Annotated in this window: 12 protein-coding genes; 6 read left to right on the plus strand and 6 right to left on the minus strand. The window is 71.7% G+C overall.

Annotated features, from left to right (window positions below):
* Positions 1–4: 4 nt before the first annotated feature.
* On the plus strand, positions 5–943 hold the full coding sequence (locus BJY18_RS33800; protein ID WP_184783900.1) for a cobalamin biosynthesis protein: 939 nt from the start codon (positions 5–7) through the stop codon (positions 941–943).
* A complete protein-coding gene (locus BJY18_RS33805; RefSeq protein ID WP_184783901.1) occupies positions 940–2,421 on the plus strand; it encodes a cobyric acid synthase in 1,482 nt (493 codons plus the stop codon). Before BJY18_RS33800 ends, BJY18_RS33805 begins: the two co-directional genes overlap by 4 nt.
* A gap of 4 nt (positions 2,422–2,425) precedes the next feature.
* On the opposite strand, the gene BJY18_RS33810 is transcribed toward BJY18_RS33805, so the two are convergent.
* Together BJY18_RS33810 and BJY18_RS37880 are read right to left on the minus strand one after the other, a co-directional pair.
* Entirely contained in the window at positions 2,426–3,067 is a 642-nt protein-coding gene (locus BJY18_RS33810; RefSeq protein WP_184783902.1) for a response regulator, read from the minus strand.
* Positions 3,061–4,158, minus strand: a complete 1,098-nt coding sequence (locus BJY18_RS37880) for a sensor histidine kinase (RefSeq protein ID WP_184783903.1) — start codon at positions 4,156–4,158, stop codon at positions 3,061–3,063. Before BJY18_RS37880 ends, BJY18_RS33810 begins: the two co-directional genes overlap by 7 nt.
* Before the next feature lie 65 nt (positions 4,159–4,223).
* Here BJY18_RS37880 and BJY18_RS33820 point away from each other — a divergent pair, with 65 nt between their 5' ends.
* Complete coding sequence (locus BJY18_RS33820) at positions 4,224–5,132, plus strand: ROK family protein (protein ID WP_184783904.1); 909 nt, start codon at positions 4,224–4,226, stop codon at positions 5,130–5,132.
* A 96-nt stretch (positions 5,133–5,228) separates the two neighbouring features.
* Here the strand turns inward: BJY18_RS33820 and BJY18_RS33825 are convergent, their stop codons facing one another.
* Together BJY18_RS33825 and gltB are read right to left on the minus strand one after the other, a co-directional pair.
* Positions 5,229–6,680: a glutamate synthase subunit beta gene (locus BJY18_RS33825; RefSeq protein ID WP_184783905.1), complete on the minus strand. Its 1,452-nt coding sequence runs from the start codon at positions 6,678–6,680 to the stop codon at positions 5,229–5,231.
* Between the two features lie 68 nt (positions 6,681–6,748).
* Entirely contained in the window at positions 6,749–11,281 is a 4,533-nt protein-coding gene (gltB, locus tag BJY18_RS33830) for a glutamate synthase large subunit (RefSeq protein ID WP_184783906.1), read from the minus strand.
* A gap of 510 nt (positions 11,282–11,791) precedes the next feature.
* Here gltB and BJY18_RS33835 point away from each other — a divergent pair.
* Entirely contained in the window at positions 11,792–12,418 is a 627-nt protein-coding gene (locus BJY18_RS33835; RefSeq protein ID WP_184783907.1) for a YigZ family protein, read from the plus strand.
* Positions 12,419–12,775: 357 nt separating this feature from the next.
* Here the strand turns inward: BJY18_RS33835 and BJY18_RS33840 are convergent, their stop codons facing one another.
* Together BJY18_RS33840 and BJY18_RS33845 are read right to left on the minus strand one after the other, a co-directional pair.
* Positions 12,776–13,039: a hypothetical protein gene (locus tag BJY18_RS33840; RefSeq protein ID WP_184783908.1), complete on the minus strand. Its 264-nt coding sequence runs from the start codon at positions 13,037–13,039 to the stop codon at positions 12,776–12,778.
* Positions 13,040–13,169: 130 nt separating this feature from the next.
* Positions 13,170–13,625, minus strand: coding sequence for an Lrp/AsnC family transcriptional regulator (locus tag BJY18_RS33845; RefSeq protein ID WP_184785017.1), 456 nt, complete (start codon positions 13,623–13,625; stop codon positions 13,170–13,172).
* Positions 13,626–13,735: 110 nt separating this feature from the next.
* Here BJY18_RS33845 and BJY18_RS33850 point away from each other — a divergent pair, with 110 nt between their 5' ends.
* Both BJY18_RS33850 and BJY18_RS33855 read left to right on the plus strand, forming a co-directional pair.
* Entirely contained in the window at positions 13,736–14,788 is a 1,053-nt protein-coding gene (locus BJY18_RS33850; protein ID WP_184783909.1) for a Glu/Leu/Phe/Val dehydrogenase dimerization domain-containing protein, read from the plus strand.
* 22 nt (positions 14,789–14,810) lie between these two features.
* Positions 14,811–17,633 (plus strand): FAD-binding and (Fe-S)-binding domain-containing protein, encoded by a 2,823-nt coding sequence (locus BJY18_RS33855; RefSeq protein ID WP_184783910.1) that lies wholly within the window; start codon positions 14,811–14,813, stop codon positions 17,631–17,633.
* Positions 17,634–17,665: the final 32 nt, after the last annotated feature.

Consider the following 17,665-nt stretch of genomic DNA (forward strand, 5'->3'; position numbering starts at 1 on the left):
CCACGTGCCACTCCGACAAGCCGCCACGGCAGCCGGCCTGATCACCGGATATGTCGCCGACGCCTGGTTCGGCGACCCCCGCCGCGGCCATCCGGTCGCCGGCTTCGGCACCGTCGCGGGCGCGCTGGAACGACGCTGGTGGGCCGACTCGAAAACCCGGGGGGCGGGCTACGCCGTGACGTGCGCGGGCACGGTCGCCGGGCTCGGGCTGGCGGCGCAGGCGGCGACCCGGCGACGGCCGTCCGCCCGGTTCGCGCTCGTCGCGGTGGCGACCTGGGCGGTACTCGGCGGCAGCGGGCTGGCCGCCGAGGGACGGGAAATGGCGCGATTGCTCGAATCCGGCGACCTCCCCGCCGCGCGGCGGCGGCTCGGTCACCTCTGCGCCCGCGACGCGACCGGACTCGACGCGGCCGCGCTGAGCCGCGCGGCCACCGAATCGATCGCGGAGAACACGTCCGACGCCGTGGTGGCACCGTTGCTGTGGGGTGCGGTCGCCGGAATCCCCGGCCTGCTCGGCTATCGCGCGGTCAACACGCTCGACGCGATGGTCGGCTACCGTTCGCCGCGGCACCGGAACTTCGGCTGGTTCGCCGCCCGTGCCGACGACGTCGTGAACCTCGTGCCTGCCCGGGCCGGAGCGCTGCTGACCACGCTGTGCGCACCGCTGGCCGGCGGCCGGACGAGGAGCGCGTGGCGCGTCTGGCGGCGGGACGGCTCGGCACACCCGAGCCCGAACGCCGGACAGGTCGAAGCGGCGTTCGCCGGGGCATTGGACCTCCGGCTCGGCGGCACGAACACCTACCACGGCGCCGAGGAGCGCCGCGGCACGCTGGGCGACGGGAGACCACCGGTACCGGCGGACCTACGACGCGCGGTGCGGCTGTCCCGGATGGCGGGAGCAGCCGCACTCGCCGTGGCCGCGCTCGGGGCGGTGCTGCGGTGAGCGGGCTGCTGGTCGCCGGCACGACGTCGGACGCGGGCAAGAGCCTGGTCACCGCGGGCATCTGCCGGTGGCTGGCGCGACGCGGGCTGCGGGTGGCGCCGTTCAAGGCGCAAAACATGTCCAACAACTCCATGGTGTGCGCGGACGGGGCGGAGATCGGCCGCGCGCAGTGGCTGCAGGCGCGGGGCGCGGGTGTGGAACCGGAGGCCGCGATGAACCCGGTGCTGCTGAAACCGGGGAGTGACCGGCGCAGTCACGTGGTGGCGCTCGGCAAGCCGTTCGGCACGCTGGAGGCGGGGGAGTACGCCACCGGGCGGGCCGGGCTCGCCGAGATCGCCTTCCGGGCGTTCGCCGGACTGCGCGAGCGGTTCGACGTCGTGGTCTGCGAGGGCGCAGGCAGCCCGGCGGAGATCAACCTGCGCCGCGGGGACTACGTGAACCTCGGTCTCGCGCGGCGGTTTTCCCTGCCCGTGCTGGTGGTCGGCGATATCGACCGGGGTGGGGTGCTGGCCGCGATGTTCGGCACGCTCGCGCTGCTCTCGGCGCAGGACCAGGCGCTCGTCGCGGGCTGGGTGGTGAACAAGTTCCGCGGGGACGTCGGGCTGCTGCGGCCGGGGCTGGACAGCCTGGAGCAGGTCACCGGACGTCCCGTGCTGGGGGTGCTGCCGTGGCTGGATAGGGTGTGGATCGACTCCGAGGACGCGCTGGCCGCGGCCGGCTGGCGCGGCGAGGCCGGCGCCGGTGGTGGGCTGCGGGTGGCCGTGGTCCGCTTCCCCCGCGCGTCGAACGCCACGGACGTCGACGCCCTCGCCGCGGAACCCGGCGTCACGGTCGGCCTGACCGCCGATCCGGACACCGTCGCCGCGGCGGATCTGGTCGTGCTGCCCGGTTCACGGGCCACAGTGGACGATCTGCGCTGGTTGCGTAGCCGCGGCCTGGCCGGCGCCATCACCGCGCGAGCCGAGGCCGGCCGCCCGGTCCTGGGCATCTGCGGTGGTTACCAGATGCTCGCGGAGTCCATTGAGGACCAAGTCGAATCGGACGCGGGCGTCGTGGCGGGCTTGGGTTTGCTGCCCACGCGGGTGCGTTTCGAGAAGGAAAAGATCCTGGGACGGCCGTCCGGAAGCTGGCGGGGACACCCGGTGCACGCTTACGAGATCCACCACGGCGTCGCGGGCCCGGCCGAGGAGGAGTCCTTCCTGGACGGTTACCGTTCCGGCGCGGTCTGGGGCACGACCTGGCACGGCGCACTGGAGAACGACGGCTTCCGCCGGGCCTGGCTGACCGAGGTGGCCGCACAGGCGGGTGTCGCGTGGTCCCCGGCGCCCGGCGCGCCCGGGTTCGCGGCGCTGCGGGAAGACATGCTGGAGCGCTTGGCCGACGCGGTGGAGTCCAGTCTGGACACAGCGCGGCTGCTGGACTTGGTGACCACCGGCGCGCCCGCGGCGCTGCCGTTCGTACCGCCGGGCGCGCCCTGACGCGTCAGGCCAGTCCGGCGTCGTGCACGAGGATCGCGACCTGGGTGCGGTTCGCCGCCTCGGTCTTCGCCATCACCCGTCCCAAGTGGACCTTCACGGTCGCCTCGCTCAGCTCCAGCGAGCGGGCGATCTCCGCGTTGCTCGAGCCCTGGCCGACCGCGACGGCCACCTCGCGCTCCCGGGGCGTGAGCGGGTCGAGGCGGGCGCGGGCGGAAGCGGAGGTCGTTCCCGCGGCGAACTCGGTGAGCAGCCGGCGGGTGATCGAGGGGGACAGCATCGCCTCGCCCGAACCGACCACGTGCACGGCCTTGACCAGCTCACGCGGCGGGGTGTCCTTGAGCAGGAACCCGGTCGCGCCGTGGCGCAGCGCGGTGTGCACGTACTCGTCGAGGTCGAAGGTGGTCAGCACGACCACCACGGGCGGATCGGGCTCGGCGGTCACCAGGCGGGTCACCTCCAGGCCGTCGACGCCGGGCATCTGAATGTCGGTGAGCACGACGTCCGGACGGTGCCCGCGGACCAGCTCCAGCACCCCGGTGCCGTCGCCGGCCTCGGCGACCACCTCGAGGTCCGGGTCCGACTCCAGGATCAGCCGGATCCCGCTGCGCACCAGCACCTCGTCGTCGATCAGCAGAACCTTCAGCACTGCGTGTCCCCTCCCGGCGGGAAAACCGCCCGCACCCGGTAGTTCCCGGCGCCGTCCGGGCCCGCGCGCAGGGAACCGCCTGCCAGCGTGACCCGCTCCCGCATGCCGATCACGCCGTAGCCGGCGCCCGGCAGCCCGGACGAGCCGGCCAGCGGGTTCGCGACCTCGACCACCAGGCCCTCGCCGGCACTGCCGAGCCGCACGTCGATCGGGGTGCCGGGGGCGTGCTTGGCGGCGTTGGTGAGCGCTTCCTGCACGATCCGGTAGGCCGCCCGGCCCACCGGATCCGGCACCTGCGGCAACGGATCGGGCAGCTCGGCCCGCACCCGCGAGCCGGCCGCGGAAAGGTCCTCGGTGAGCTGCCGGACGCCGGACAGGGCCGGGGCAGGCAGCGCACGCGGTTCGGTTCCCTCCTCGCGCAGCACCTGAAGGATGTCGCGGAGTTCGTTCAGCGCGGCGGAACTGGACTCGCGGATCACCTCGGCCAGCTGCCCGGTCGCCTCGTCCGGCGCGCGTACCGACAGCGCCCCTGCCTGCAGCGCGACGATGCTGACCCGGTGCGCGACCACGTCGTGCATCTCCCGGGCGATCCGCCGCCGTTCCGCGGTCACCGCACGTTCGGCGAGCAGATCACGCTCCCGCTCGGCCTGGTCCGCGCGGTCCCGCAGCGCGTCGAGCAGCACCGCACGCTGGTACATCCACAGTCCGGCGAGCACGGGCACGATCACCGTCAGCACGACCCAGACGCCGATGACCATCCAGCCCTCGGCGTCGTCCGGCCGCACGAAGCCGAGCAGCACGGCAAGCAGCGCGACGACCGAAACCCAGGTCGGCCACTTCGGCCCCCGCTGGGCGGCGACCGTGTAGATCGTGAAGAACGGGGCGAACAACGTCAGGGGGGTGAAGAGAGTGGCCGTCGTCGTGGCCAGCGAGGCGATCAGTGGGAACCGGCGGCGCAGCAGCAGCGACACGACCACGACGCCGACCGCGACCGGCCAGAGCGGTGGATGCCGGATGCCCTCGACACCCGAGTACACCAGGAGCCCGCCCACCGCGAGCGCGAGGCTCACGTCGATCAGGTGGTTCCGCACCCGCTCACCGTAAGCCCTCCCGAAGACCGTACGCGGGCGCCCCGGCAGGTGGAAGAATCGCGGTCATGGCTGAACTGGTGGCGGCACTCGACGTCGGCGGCACGACCGTGAAGGCGGCGTTGCTCGACGGGGATCTGACCGTGCTGGCGACCCGGCGCGAACGCACCGCACGCAGCGCGGACGGCACCGCGCTGGCCGAGCAGGTGGCCTCGGTGGTCACCGCGCTCGCCGCGGACGCGGGCACCGCCGTACCGGACGCGGTCGGCGTCGTGGTGCCAGGAATCGTCGACGAGCAGGCGCGGGTGGCCCGGTTCTCGGCCAACCTCGACTGGCGGGACGTCCCGTTCGGCGACCTGCTGGAACGCCGGCTGGAGCGGCCGGTGGCCTTCGGACACGACGTGCGCGCCGGCGGGCTGGCCGAGTTCCGGGTCGGTGCCGGCCAGGGCACCCGGGACGCGGCGTTCGTGGCGGTCGGCACCGGCATCGCGGCGGCGCTGCAGCTCGACGGCAGGATCTACCGGGCGCACGGGCTGGCGGGCGAGATCGGGCACATCGACGTGGGACATCCCGGCCGCTGTGGCTGCGGCGCCACCGGCTGCCTGGAGGCGATCGCATCGGCGTCGGCGATCGCCCGCCGTTTCACCGAACGCACCGGCCGCCCGGCCGACGGCGCACAACCGGTGGTCGACGCTGCCCGCCGGGGCGACGAAGCCGCGCAAGCCGTCGTGTCCGAAGCACTCGACGCGCTCGCGCACGGCCTGCGCACCCTGCTGACTCTGGTGGCGCCGGAGGTGATCGTGCTGGGCGGTGGATTGTTCACCGCGACCGAGTACGTCCTCGACCCGGTCCGCGACTGGCTCGCCGCAGGGCTGACGTTCCAGCGGATGCCGGAACTGCGAACCGCGAAGCTGGGAGACGAAGCCGGCCGCCTGGGCGCCGCCCTGCTGGCACTGGACACGCTGCGTGCCTCGTGAGCGGCTAGGCACGCAAAGAGGGCGGATGCGACGACGCTGTCGCATCCGCCCGTTCCGCGGAGTGGCTGCGGCAACGCTGGCGCAGCCACCCCGAGCTCAAGAGATCGGCCGGTCCGTCGGCGCGATCGGGGCCGGGAGCACACCCCGGCCGGTCAGGTGGGCGTCCACTCCGGCCGCGCACGAGCGGCCTTCGGCGATCGCCCACACGATCAGGGACTGGCCGCGGCCCATGTCGCCGGCCACGAACACGTTGTCCACGCTGGTGCGGAAATCCTGGTCCCGGGCGACGTTGCCGCGCTGGTCCAGCTCCACGTCCAGCTCGGTGAGCAGGCCGTCGCGCTGCGGGCCGACGAAGCCCATCGCGAGCAGGACCAGCTGGGCGGGCAGCTCCCGTTCGGTGCCTTCGACCGGAACGAACTTCCCGTCCTCGTTGCGCACCTCGACCAGGGCCAGCGCGCGCACCCGTCCGTTCTCGTCGCCCCGGAACTCCTGCGTGTTCACCGAGTACAGCCGTTCGCCGCCTTCCTCGTGCGCCGAGGAGACCCGGTAGATCATCGGGTAGGTCGGCCACGGATGGGCCGCCGAACGCGACTCCGGCGGACGCGGCATGATCTCCAGCTGCGTCACCGACTTCGCGCCCTGACGGTGTGCCGTGCCGACACAGTCCGCGCCGGTGTCGCCGCCGCCGATCACGACGACGTCGAGCCCGGCCGCGGAGTACGGCGACTCGTCCAGCTCACCGGCCGCGACGCGGTTGGCCGGTGGCAGGAACTCCATCGCCTGGTGGACGCCGTCCAGCTCACGGCCGTCGATCGGCAGATCCCGCCACGCGGTCGCGCCACCGGCCAGCACCACCGCGTCGTGGCTCTCGCGCAACTCGTCCACGGTCACGTCCACGCCGACGTTCACCGACGTGCGGAACTCGGTGCCCTCCGCGCGCATCTGGTCGAGCCGGCGGTCCAGCCGCGACTTCTCCATCTTGAACTCGGGAATGCCGTACCGCAGCAGCCCGCCGATCTTGTCCGCCCGCTCGTACACCACGACACTGTGCCCGGCGCGGGTCAGCTGCTGCGCCGCGGCCAGCCCGGACGGACCGGAGCCGACCACGGCCACCTTCTTGCCCGTCATCGCGACCGGCACCTGCGGCTGCACCCAGCCCTCGGCGAACGCACGGTCGATGATCGAGATCTCGACCCGCTTGATGGTGACCGGATCGTCGTTGATGCCGAGCACGCACGCGGTCTCGCACGGCGCCGGGCAGAGCGTGCCGGTGAACTCCGGGAAGTTGTTGGTCGCGTGCAACCGATCGCTCGCGTCGCGCCAATCCTCCCGCCACACCAGGGTGTTCCACTCCGGGATCAGATTCCCGAGCGGACAGCCCTGGTGACAGAACGGGATACCGCAGTCCATGCACCGGCCGGCCTGCTTCTCCAGCCGCGTGGTGGCGAAGTCCTCGTAGACCTCCCGCCAGTCCATCAGCCGCAGATCCACCGGACGGCGCTTCGGCTCCTCGCGAGTGGTGGTCAGAAAGCCCTTGGGGTCAGCCATGAGCGGCCTCCATATCCTGCGGGGTACCCGCACCCAGTCGGCGCTCATAGCCGGCGGCTTCGCGATTATCAGCCATGAGCGGCCTCCATGATCGCCTCGTTCACGTCCCGTCCGTCGCGTTCGGCCTGCACCTGGGCGGCCAGCACGCGCTTGTAGTCCTTCGGCATGACCTTCCCGAACCGGTCGACGGCCGCGTCCCAGTCCGCGAGCAGCTCGCGGGCGACGGCGGACTCCGTTTCGTTGTAATGCTTCTCCACGGCCTCGCGGAGGAAGTCGGTGTCCTCGGTGTCGAGCGGGTCGAGGTCCACCATCTCCGGGTTCACCCGGTGCACCGGCAGGTCGAGCACGTAGGCCACACCACCGGACATCCCGGCCGCGAAGTTGCGCCCGATCCTGCCGAGCACCACCATCCGGCCACCGGTCATGTATTCGCCGCCGTGGTCGCCCACGCCCTCCACCACGGCCAGCGCGCCGGAGTTCCGCACGCAGAACCGTTCACCGACCTGGCCGCGGATGAAGATCTCCCCGCTCGTGGCGCCGTAGCCGATCACATTGCCCGCGATGATGTGGTTCTCCGCCACGACCGGGGACTCCCTCACCGGACGCACCACGATCCGGCCGCCGGAGAGGCCCTTGCCGACGTAGTCGTTGCCGTCGCCGTAGAGCCGCAACGTGATGCCCTTCGGCACGAAGGCGCCGAACGACTGGCCCGCGGTGCCGGTGAAGGTGATGTCGATGGTGTCGTCGGGCAGCCCTTCGCCGCCCCACTTCTTCGTGAGTTCAGAGCCGAGCATGGTGCCCACGGTGCGGTTGACATTGCGGACCGGCAGTTCGAGGCGCACCTTGTCGCCCGAGGCCAGCGCTCCCTCGGCCAGCTGGATGAGGGTGTTGTCCAGCGCCTTGTCCAGCCCGTGGTCCTGCCGCACAACCTGGTGCCGCGCGGCACGCGGCGCCAGCTCCGGCACGTGGAAGATCGGCGACAGGTCGAGGCCCGCGGCCTTCCAGTGCTCCACCGCCTTGCGCTTGTCCAGCACCTCGGCGTGCCCGACCGCCTCGGCGATCGACCGGAAACCCAGCTCCGCCAGGTATTCCCGGACCTCCTGGGCGATGAACTCGAAGAAGTTGACCACGTACTCGGCCTTGCCGCTGAACTTCTCGCGCAGCTTCGGGTTCTGCGTGGCCACGCCCACCGGGCAGGTGTCCAGATGGCACACCCGCATCATGATGCAGCCGGAGACCACCAGCGGTGCGGTGGCGAACCCGAACTCCTCGGCGCCCAGCAGCGCCGCGATCACCACGTCCCTGCCGGTCTTGAGCTGCCCGTCGGTCTGCACCACGATCCGGTCGCGCAGCCGGTTGGCCAGCAGCGTCTGCTGCGTTTCGGCCAGCCCCAGCTCCCACGGGCCACCGGCGTGCTTGATCGACGACAGCGGCGAAGCACCGGTACCACCATCGTGCCCGGAGATCAGCACCACGTCGGCGTGCGCCTTGGACACACCGGCGGCGACCGTGCCGACGCCGACCTCGGACACCAGCTTCACGTGGATGCGGGCGTCCGGGTTGGCGTTCTTGAGGTCGTGGATCAGCTGGGCGAGGTCCTCGATGGAATAGATGTCGTGGTGCGGTGGTGGCGAGATGAGGCCCACGCCCGGTGTGGAGAACCGCGTCTTCGCGATCCACGGGTACACCTTCGCGCCGGGCAGCTGCCCGCCCTCACCGGGCTTCGCGCCTTGGGCCATCTTGATCTGGATGTCGTCCGCGTTGACCAGGTACTCACTGGTCACGCCGAACCGTCCACTCGCGACCTGCTTGACCGCGGAACGGCGCTGCGGGTCGTAGAGCCGTTCGGCGTCCTCGCCGCCCTCACCGGTGTTCGACTTGCCGCCCAGCTGGTTCATCGCGATGGCGAGCGTCTGGTGCATCTCCATCGAGATCGAGCCGTAGGAGATGGCGCCGGTGGCGAACCGCTTCACGATCTCGGAAACCGGCTCGACCTCCTCGATCGGCACCGGCTGCCGGTCGCCTCGCCGGAAATCGAACAGCCCGCGCAGCGTCGACAGCTTTTCGGCCTGGTCGTCGACGGCCTTCGTGTACTCCTTGAAGATCTCGTACTTCCCGCTGCGCGTGGAATGCTGCAGCTTGAACACCGTCTGCGGGTTGAACAGGTGGGGCTCGCCTTCGCGGCGCCACTGGTAGTCCGCGCCGGTCTGCAGTTCGCGGTGGCTCGCGCGGACGCCGTCGGCCGGGAAGGCGCGCACGTGCCGCTGGGCGACCTCCTCGGCGATGGTGTCGAAACCGACGCCGCCGAGGCGGGAAGTCGTGCCGGCGAAACAGGTGTCGACGACCTCGGCGCCGAGTCCGACCGCCTCGAAGATCTGCGCCCCGGTGTAGGAGGCCACAGTGGACACACCCATCTTCGACATGGTCTTGCGCACGCCCTTGCCGAGCGCCTTGATCAGATTCGTGGTCGCCTGCTTCGGCGTCACCCCCGGAATCAGGCCGCGGTGGGCCATCTCCTCGACGGTCGCCATGGCGAGATACGGGTTGACCGCGGCCACGCCGTAGCCGATGAGCAGCGCGATGTGGTGCACCTCGCGGGCGTCCCCGGCTTCCACGATGAGGCCGACCTGGGTGCGGGTCTTCTCCCGGACCAGGTGGTGGTGCACCGCGCCGGTCAGCAGCAACGACGGGATCGGCGCGTGGTCCTCGTCGACGCCGCGGTCGGACAGCACGATCAGCCGCGCGCCGTCCTCGATCGCCTCGGAGACCTCGGTGCGGATCTCGTCCAGCCGCTGCAGCAGGGCTTCGCCGCCGCCGTGCACGTTGTAGCGGCCGAGCACGGTCACCGCCTGGAACTCCGGCAGGTCGCCGTCGTCGTTGACGTGTACCAGCTTCGCCAGCTGGTCGTTGTCCAGCACCGGGAACGGCAGCACGATCCGGCGGCACGACGAGGCGTCCGCGGCGAGCAGGTTCGGCTCCGCGCCGAGCTGGGTGCCCAGCGCCGTGATCAGCTCCTCGCGGATCGAGTCCAGCGGCGGATTGGTCACCTGGGCGAAAAGCTGGATGAAGTAGTCGAACAACGGCCGCGAGCCCGACGAGATCGAAGCGAGCGGCGAGTCGTTGCCCATCGAGCCGATCGGCTCCGCGCCGGTGCGCGCCATCGGTTCGAGGATCGTGTCGAGTTCCTCTTCGGTGTAGCCGAAGGACTGCTGCCGGCGGACGAGCGCGGCGTGCAGCGGCACCTCGCGATCGCGCTCGGGCAGGTCCTCCAGGCGCAGCAGCCCGGCTTCCACCCACTCGTCGTAGGGGTGCGCGGTGGCCAGCTCGCCCTTGATCTCCTCGTCCTCGACGATCCGGCCCTCGACGGTGTCCACGAGGAACATCCGGCCCGGCTCGAGCCGTCCCTTGCGGACGATCGTGGACTGGTCCAGCTCGAGCACGCCGACCTCGCTGGCGAGCACCACGAGCCCGTCGTCGGTGACCCAGTAGCGGCCCGGGCGCAGGCCGTTGCGGTCGAGCACCGCGCCGATCTGCGCGCCGTCGGTGAACGCGACCAGCGCCGGCCCGTCCCACGGCTCCATCAGCGTGGAGTGGAACTCGTAGAACGCCCGCCGCGCGGGGTCCATCTCCTGGTGGTTCTCCCAGGCCTCCGGGATCATCATCAGCACCGCGTGCGGCAGCGACCGGCCACCGAGGTGCAGCATCTCCAGCACCTCGTCGAAGGACGCGGAATCGCTGGCACCGCGGGTGATCACCGGGTAGATGCGCTTGAGTTCACCGGGGACGAGGTCGGTCTCCAGCAGTGCCTCGCGGGCGTCCATCCAGTTGCGGTTGCCCCTGAGCGTGTTGATCTCGCCGTTGTGCGCCACGTACCGGTACGGGTGCGCCAGCGGCCACGACGGGAAGGTGTTGGTGGAGAAGCGGGAGTGCACCAGTCCGATCGCGCTCGTCACGCGTTCGTCGGTGAGGTCCGGGAAAAACCGTTCCACCTGCGGCTCGGTGAGCATTCCTTTGTAGACGATGGTGCGCGAGGACAGGCTCGGGAAGTACAGGTCGTCCTCGGCCAGCTCGTGCTCGGCGCGCTTGCGGACGCAGAACGCGGCGCGTTCCAGCTCCAGTCCCTTGCGGTTGTTGCGGCGCCCGGCCAGGAACAGCTGCGTGAAGTGCGGCATGGTCTCGGCGGCGGTGGGCCCGCAGTGCGCGGCGTCCACCGGCAGCTCGCGCCAGCCCACCACGCTCATGTCCTCCTCGGCGGCGATCCGCTCGATGGTGGTCATGGCCCGGCCGCGGCGTTTCTCGTCCTGCGGCAGGAAGGCGGTGCCCACGGCGTAGCGGCCCTCGGGCGGCAGCGGGAAGTCGACCACCTCGCGGTAGAACGCGTCCGGGACCTGGATGAGCAGGCCGGCGCCGTCCCCGGTCTCCGGTTCCGCTCCGCGTGCCCCGCGATGCTCCAGATTGCGCAGCGCGACCAAGGCTTTCGCGACGATCTGATGATCGCGGCGACCGGTCAGGTCCGCGACGAACGCGACACCGCAGGCGTCGTGCTCGTTCGCGGGGTCGTACAGGCCACCTGTGGCCGGGGTACTGGAACTGTGGGTCACGGCTGGCCGCCTCCCAAGGCGTCGGCGCGGTTCTGCTCACTCCATCGAGTGGTTCGGCGTCGAACCGGCTAACGAAGTGGTCTGCGAACCGCGATGGTCAGTCGAGAAAGGGAAACCACTCCGCCCGGCTCCGGGAACACCGGACACCGTCGGCAGGAGAGGCCCCGGCCGCACGGCAGTGGGCGGCAGCGGTGGTACTGCACGTCGCTGTACAGGCACGCGCGTCGGTCGGCCTGTGTGGTGGGGGGCCCGGCCGGGCGCGTGGTGATCAGCCCGGGTTCGCCGGGTCTTATGACGATAGTGTGAAATCGCCGTTATCGACATACATCGTGGGGCGCGCGTGGGAAATGCCACGGTTGCGTTGACGGCCTCGCGGGTACTCCCACTTGCCGGACCGGGTCTCCCGGACCCTGGTCAGAAGTGTCGCTGACCAGGGGATTCGTGATGCCGGGCCGGATGCCGCACTACGGTGGAAGCCTGGTTGACTCCGGTGGGTGAGGCACCACGTCGATGACTGATCGTTACCTGTCGGTGGCGGCCGCCGGACTGCACGAGATCGAAATCCGCCGCTCCCGGTTCCTGTGCGCGGTGGCGCCGGTCGAGCAGGAAGCGGCCGCCCGCGAGGCGATCGCGGCCCGCCGCCGGGCCGAACCCGCGGCCCGGCACCACTGTCACGCCTTCGTCCTCGGCCCGGACGGCCGCACCCAGCGCTCCAGCGACGACGGCGAGCCCGCGGGCACGGCCGGCGTGCCGATGCTCGAAGTCCTGCGCCGCCGCGAACTGACCGACACGGTCGCGGTGGTGTCCCGCCACTTCGGCGGCGTGCTGCTCGGCGCGGGCGGCCTGATCCGCGCGTACGGGCAGGCGGTGTCGGAGACCGTGGACGTGGCCGGAGTGGTGGAGTACCGGCGGCTGCGGCTGTTCGACATCGAGGTGGACTACACCCGCGCCGGCCGCCTGGAGAACGATCTGCGTGCATCGGCGTACGCCGTGCGGGAAACCCGCTTCGAAGCCGAAGCCCACTTCGAGGTCGGCGTCCTCCCCGGCGAGGAGCCGCGCTTCACGGCATGGCTCGCGGAGGCGACCGGAGGCTCGGCAGAGGCAGTGGAGCTGGGGGAGGACTGGGTCCGCGGATAGCCCGGATCGCCGGGCACCGGGCCGCTCGTGCCGGGCCGCTCGTGCCGGGCTGCCGGGCTGCCGGGCGCAGGTTGCTGGGCGCAGGGCCGCTCGTGCCGGGCCGCTTGTGCCGGGCTGCCGGGCGCAAGGCCGCTGGCGCCGGATCGGTGGTGCCGGGCCGCTCGTGCCGGGCTGGTGGTGCTGGATTGCCGGGTGGCGGGCCGCTCGTGCCGGGCCGCTGGCGCCGGTTCCCGACGCGCCGGGCTGTCGGTGGCGCCGACCTGCTCAGGCGCTGCTCGCGCTGGACCGCTCGTGCCGGACCCGCGCCGCACCGAGCAGCCGTGGCCGAGCAGCCGTAACCGTGTTCGTGGCCGTTGTTCAGGCCGCGGCCACGGTTTCCGTGCCGCGCAGTGCCTTCGTGCCCGCCGCGGTCAGGACTGCCGGGACGCGCTCGCCGCAGGTGTGGCCGTCCGGGGCGGGTTCGATCAGGCCGCGGCGGACCAGTGCGCGGGTGGTCGTCTGGTCGGAGCAGCTCAGGCCGTCCACGAAGAGGTCCGGTTCGCAGCTGCAGCTGATCTCCGCGTGCCCGGCGGCCACGGCTCGCAGGGTGGCCCGCTCACGGTGGTTGAGCTCGATCGCCATGACGGTGCCTCCTTTCCGTCTCCACTCCCCAGTACAAACCCCGTCACCGCGCAGTTTCCGTTGCCCGGATCACCGTGTCGCGTATTTCACGTGCTTTCCGGGGTCCCCTTCGCCGGATTCAGGGGGGGGCTCACGGCAGCGCTTCCACCGTCGTCTTGCGCAGGTGCCGGAAGATGATGGAGCTGCGGAAGCCGACCACCTCCTTGCGCAGGGCGAGCCGGTCGGTGAGGAACGCGTGCAGATGCTCGTTGTCCCGCACGGCGACGTGGATCAGGAAGTCGTCGCTGCCGGCCGCGACGTAGACCGACAACACCTCGGGCAGGTCGGTCATCGACCGCTGGAAGGCGTCGATCACCGCCCGGCTCAGCGGCCGCACCTGCGCCGACACCATCGCCTGCACACCGCGGCCGAGGCTCGCCAGGTCGACGTCCGCGTGATAGCCGCGCAGCACGCCTCGTTCCCGCAACAGTCGCGTGCGTTCCAGACAGGTTGACGGCGCGACGCCGACTTTCCGCGCGATTTCGCGGTTCGTCTGCCGTGCGTCCTCCTGCAGATGCGCCACGATCGCCGAATCAAGTTCGTCCAGCATGCCCACTGCTCCTCGATACCGAATTTCGTTCGCTCAACGCCCTACGACAGCGAGCAACAGCATAACTTTCGGAGTATCAGCCCACTGAAGTTCCGAAGGAGCCTCGAATGACCGTCCACCTGCCCTGGGAACACGAGCAGCTGGTGGTCCGCCGCGGCCGCCGGTCCGGCATCCCGACGATGGTCGCCATCCACTCGACGGTGCTGGGCCCGGCCGTCGGCGGCTGCCGCATGAAGGCGTACCCGGACCTCGCCGAAGCCGAGCGGGACGTGCTGCGCCTGTCCGCCGCGATGACGGCGAAGTTCGCCGCCGCGGGCCTGTCCGCCGGTGGCGGCAAGAGCGTCATCGCGCTCGAGCCGGGGCAGCGCCTGGCCGCTGACCAGCGCCGCGCGGTGCTGCTCGACCACGCCGACCTCGTCGCTTCCCTCGGCGGTGCCTATCTCGCCGGGCCGGACGTCGGCACCGGACCGGACGACATGCTGGTCCTGCGCGAAACCGGCCCGCACGCGGTCTGCCTGCCCGAATCGGCCGGTGGGATCGGCTCCTCCAGCGGCCCCACCGCGCAGGGCGTCCTGGCCGCTCTGCACTCGGCGTCCGCGGCCGTGTTCGGCAGCCCGGACATGGCCGGGCGCCGGATCGTGCTCAGCGGCCACGGGTCGGTCGGGGGCCTGCTCGCGCAGGCACTGGCCACCGCGGGTGCCGAGGTCCTGGTGTCCGACGTCGACCCGGCGACGCGCGAGGTGGCGCAGCGGCTCGGCTACGGCTGGGTGGAACCCGAGGACGCGACCGGCACCGAAGCGGACATCTTCGTGCCCGCGGCGGTCGGCGGGATCTTCGACGCGGACACCGAGGTCGGCGCGCGGCTCGTCGTCGGCCCGGCGAACAACCAGCTGGTCGACGACGACGCCGCGGAAGCGCTGGCGGCCCGCGGCGTGGTGTGGGTGCCGGACTACGTCGCGAGCGCCGGCGGGGTCGTCTACGCACTGGCCAGGGAGATCGACGGCGTGGACCACGCGAGCGCCACGGCGCGGGTCGAAGCGATCGGCGACGTCGTTTCCGGCCTGTTGTCCGAGGCGTTCGCCTACGGCACCACGCCGCACCGCGAGGCCGGCGAGCGGGTCCGGCGCCGGCTCAACGCACCCCGTCGGGTCGCCGTCTGAGCGGGGTGTCTTGAATGGGGGTGTGGAGATCCGGACCGACCCCGCGACGCTGGCCCTCTACACGACCGATGCGTCGAACTACCGGCACGTGCCCCTCGGCGTGGTGCTGCCCGAAACCGTGGACGACGTCGTCGCGGCGGTGGCCGCGGCCCGGGAGCGCGGCATGCCGCTGGTCGCTCGCGGCGGCGGCACCAGCGTGGCCGGCAACGCGTGCGGGCCGGGCCTCGTCGTCGACACGTCCCGGCACGTGCGCGGGGTGCGGTGGCTCGACCCGCGGGCGCGCCTCGCCCGCGTCGCACCCGGCACCGTGCTCGACGATCTGCAGGCGCTCGCCGCGCCGCACGGCCTGCGGTTCGGTCCCGATCCGTCCACGCACAGCCGGTGCACGATCGGCGGGATGATCGGCAACAACGCCTGCGGTTCGCATTCGGTGGCCTGGGGCCGTACCGCGGACGTGGTGCGCGAGCTGGACGTGCTGCTCTACGACGGAACGCGATTCACCGCCGGTCCCATGGATTCGTCCGAGGTGGACCGGCGGGCGGCCCTGCCGGGTACCGAGGGGCGCGTGTTCACCGAGCTGCGGTCACTGGTGCGCGACAATCTCGCACTGCTGCGGACGGAACTTTCCACCTGGCCGCGGCGGGTTTCCGGCTACGGCCTGGAACACCTGTTGCCGGAGAACGGCTTCGACCTCGCCAAGGCGCTCGTCGGCAGTGAGGGCACCTGTGTCACGGTGCTGGAGGCGACCGTCGCGCTCGCCGAACTCCCGGCGCACCGCGTGCTGGCCGTGCTGGGCTTCCCCTCGGACATCGCCGCCGCCGACGCGGTGCCGGAGATCCTTCCGTGGTCGCCGCTGACCGTGGAGGGCGTCGACGCGGAACTGGTGGGACTGCTCGAATCGGACCGTGGCCGCGGGTTGCCGCCGGGCGGTGCCTGGCTTTTCGTGGAGCTCGCCGGCGCTTCGCCGGACGAGGCGGCCGCGCGTGCTCGTGACCTGGCGGCTTCGCTCGGCGGCGCGTTGACCGGTTCGGTCGTGCTCGACGATCCGCCCGCGCAGCGCCGGTTGTGGCGTATCCGCGAGGAGGGCGCGGGCCTGGCGACGCGGCTGGCGGACGGTTCCGAGGCGTGGCCCGGCTGGGAGGACGCGGCGGTGCCGCCGGAGCGGCTGGGCTCCTACCTGCGTGGCTTCAAGGAGCTGATGCGACGGCACGGACGCCGCAGCGTCGTCTACGGCCACTACGGCGAGGGCTGCCTGCACCTGCGGCTCGACTTCGACCTCCTGTCCGCCCCCGGCAAAGCGCAGTTCCGGGAGTTCCTGGAGGCGGCGGCCGATCTCGTCGCCGCGCACGGCGGTTCGCTGTCGGGCGAGCACGGCGACGGGCAGGCGCGTTCGGCACTGCTGTCGCGGATGTACAGCCCGGAGACGATGGCGTTGTTCGCCCGGTTCAAGGGGATCTTCGATCCGGACGGGCGGATGAACCCGGGCATCATCGTCGATCCGCGTCCGGTGGAGGCCGATCTGCGGGTGCGCCGGGCGCCGCTGGAGCTCGAGGACGTGACCGTGCTCGGCTATCCGGAGGACCAGGGCAGCTTCGGGCAGGCGATGCGGCGGTGCGTCGGCGTCGGGAAGTGCCGCAACACCAGTGGCGGCGGCGTGATGTGCCCGAGTTACCGGGTGACGCGCGAGGAGCAGCATTCCACTCGCGGACGCGCGCACCTGCTCGCCGAGATGATCAACGGCGAGGTGATCAAGGACGGCTGGCGTTCCGCGGAAGTCGCCGAAGCGCTGGACTTGTGCCTGTCCTGCAAGGGGTGTCTCTCCGACTGTCCGGTCGATGTGGACATGGCCACGTACAAGGCCGAGTTCCTGCACCAGCACTACCGCGGCCGGGTGCGTCCCGCGTCGCACTACTCCATGGGCTGGCTGCCGATGTGGCTGCGCGGCGTCGCGCTGGCGCCGCGGGTGGCGAACTTCTTCGCACGCCGTCGCTGGCCGGTCGCGGCGATGAAGCGGCTCGGCGGGATCGCGGCGGAACGCGCGCTGCCGGAGTTCGCCACGATGCCGTTCACCAGGGCCCGTGCGGATCTTCGCCGGTGGGTGAGCGGCCCGCGGAGAGTGGTGCTGTGGCCGGATTCCTTCAACAACTACCTGACCCCGGACGTCCTCGACGCCGCGGCCGAGGTGCTCACCGCTGCCGGTTACTCCGTGGTGCTGCCGGACCGGGGTGTCTGTTGTGGACTGACCTGGGTCTCGACCGGACAGCTGGACGTCGCCCGCCGCGTGCTGCGCCGGACTCTCTCCGTGCTCAAGCCCTACCTCGATGCCGGGTACGAGGTCGCCGGGTTGGAACCCAGCTGTACCGCACTGTTCCGCGGTGACCTGCAGGCTCTCCTGCCGGGCGACGCGACCGCGGAGCTGCTGGCCACGCGCACCCGTACCTTCGCCGAGCTCCTGGCGCAGGCGCCCGAACCGCTTTCGGCGAAGCTGGACGTGGAGACGATCACCCAAGTGCACTGCCACCAGCACGCGGTGCTCGGGTTCGCGGCGGACGAGGCGGTGCTGGCCGACGCCGGCGTCCGCAACACGACGCTGGATTCCGGCTGCTGCGGGTTGGCCGGGAACTTCGGCTTCGAGCGGGGCCACTACGACGTTTCGGTGGCCTGCGCCGAGGATCGCCTGCTGCCCGCGGTGCGGGAGGCGCCGGAGTCCACTGTGGTCCTTTCCGACGGTTTCAGCTGCCGGACGCAGATCGAACAGCAGGCCGGACGCCCGGCCCTGCACCTCGCGCAGCTGCTCCGCGACGCGCTGGGCTCGGGCCGTCCGGGTGAGCAGCGCCAGGACTGATCGGGACGACGCTCGCGGCCGGTGCCCGGCGC

Origin of the sequence: Amycolatopsis jiangsuensis (assembly GCF_014204865.1) — a bacterium.
Taxonomy (GTDB): Bacteria; Actinomycetota; Actinomycetes; order Mycobacteriales; family Pseudonocardiaceae; genus Amycolatopsis; species Amycolatopsis jiangsuensis.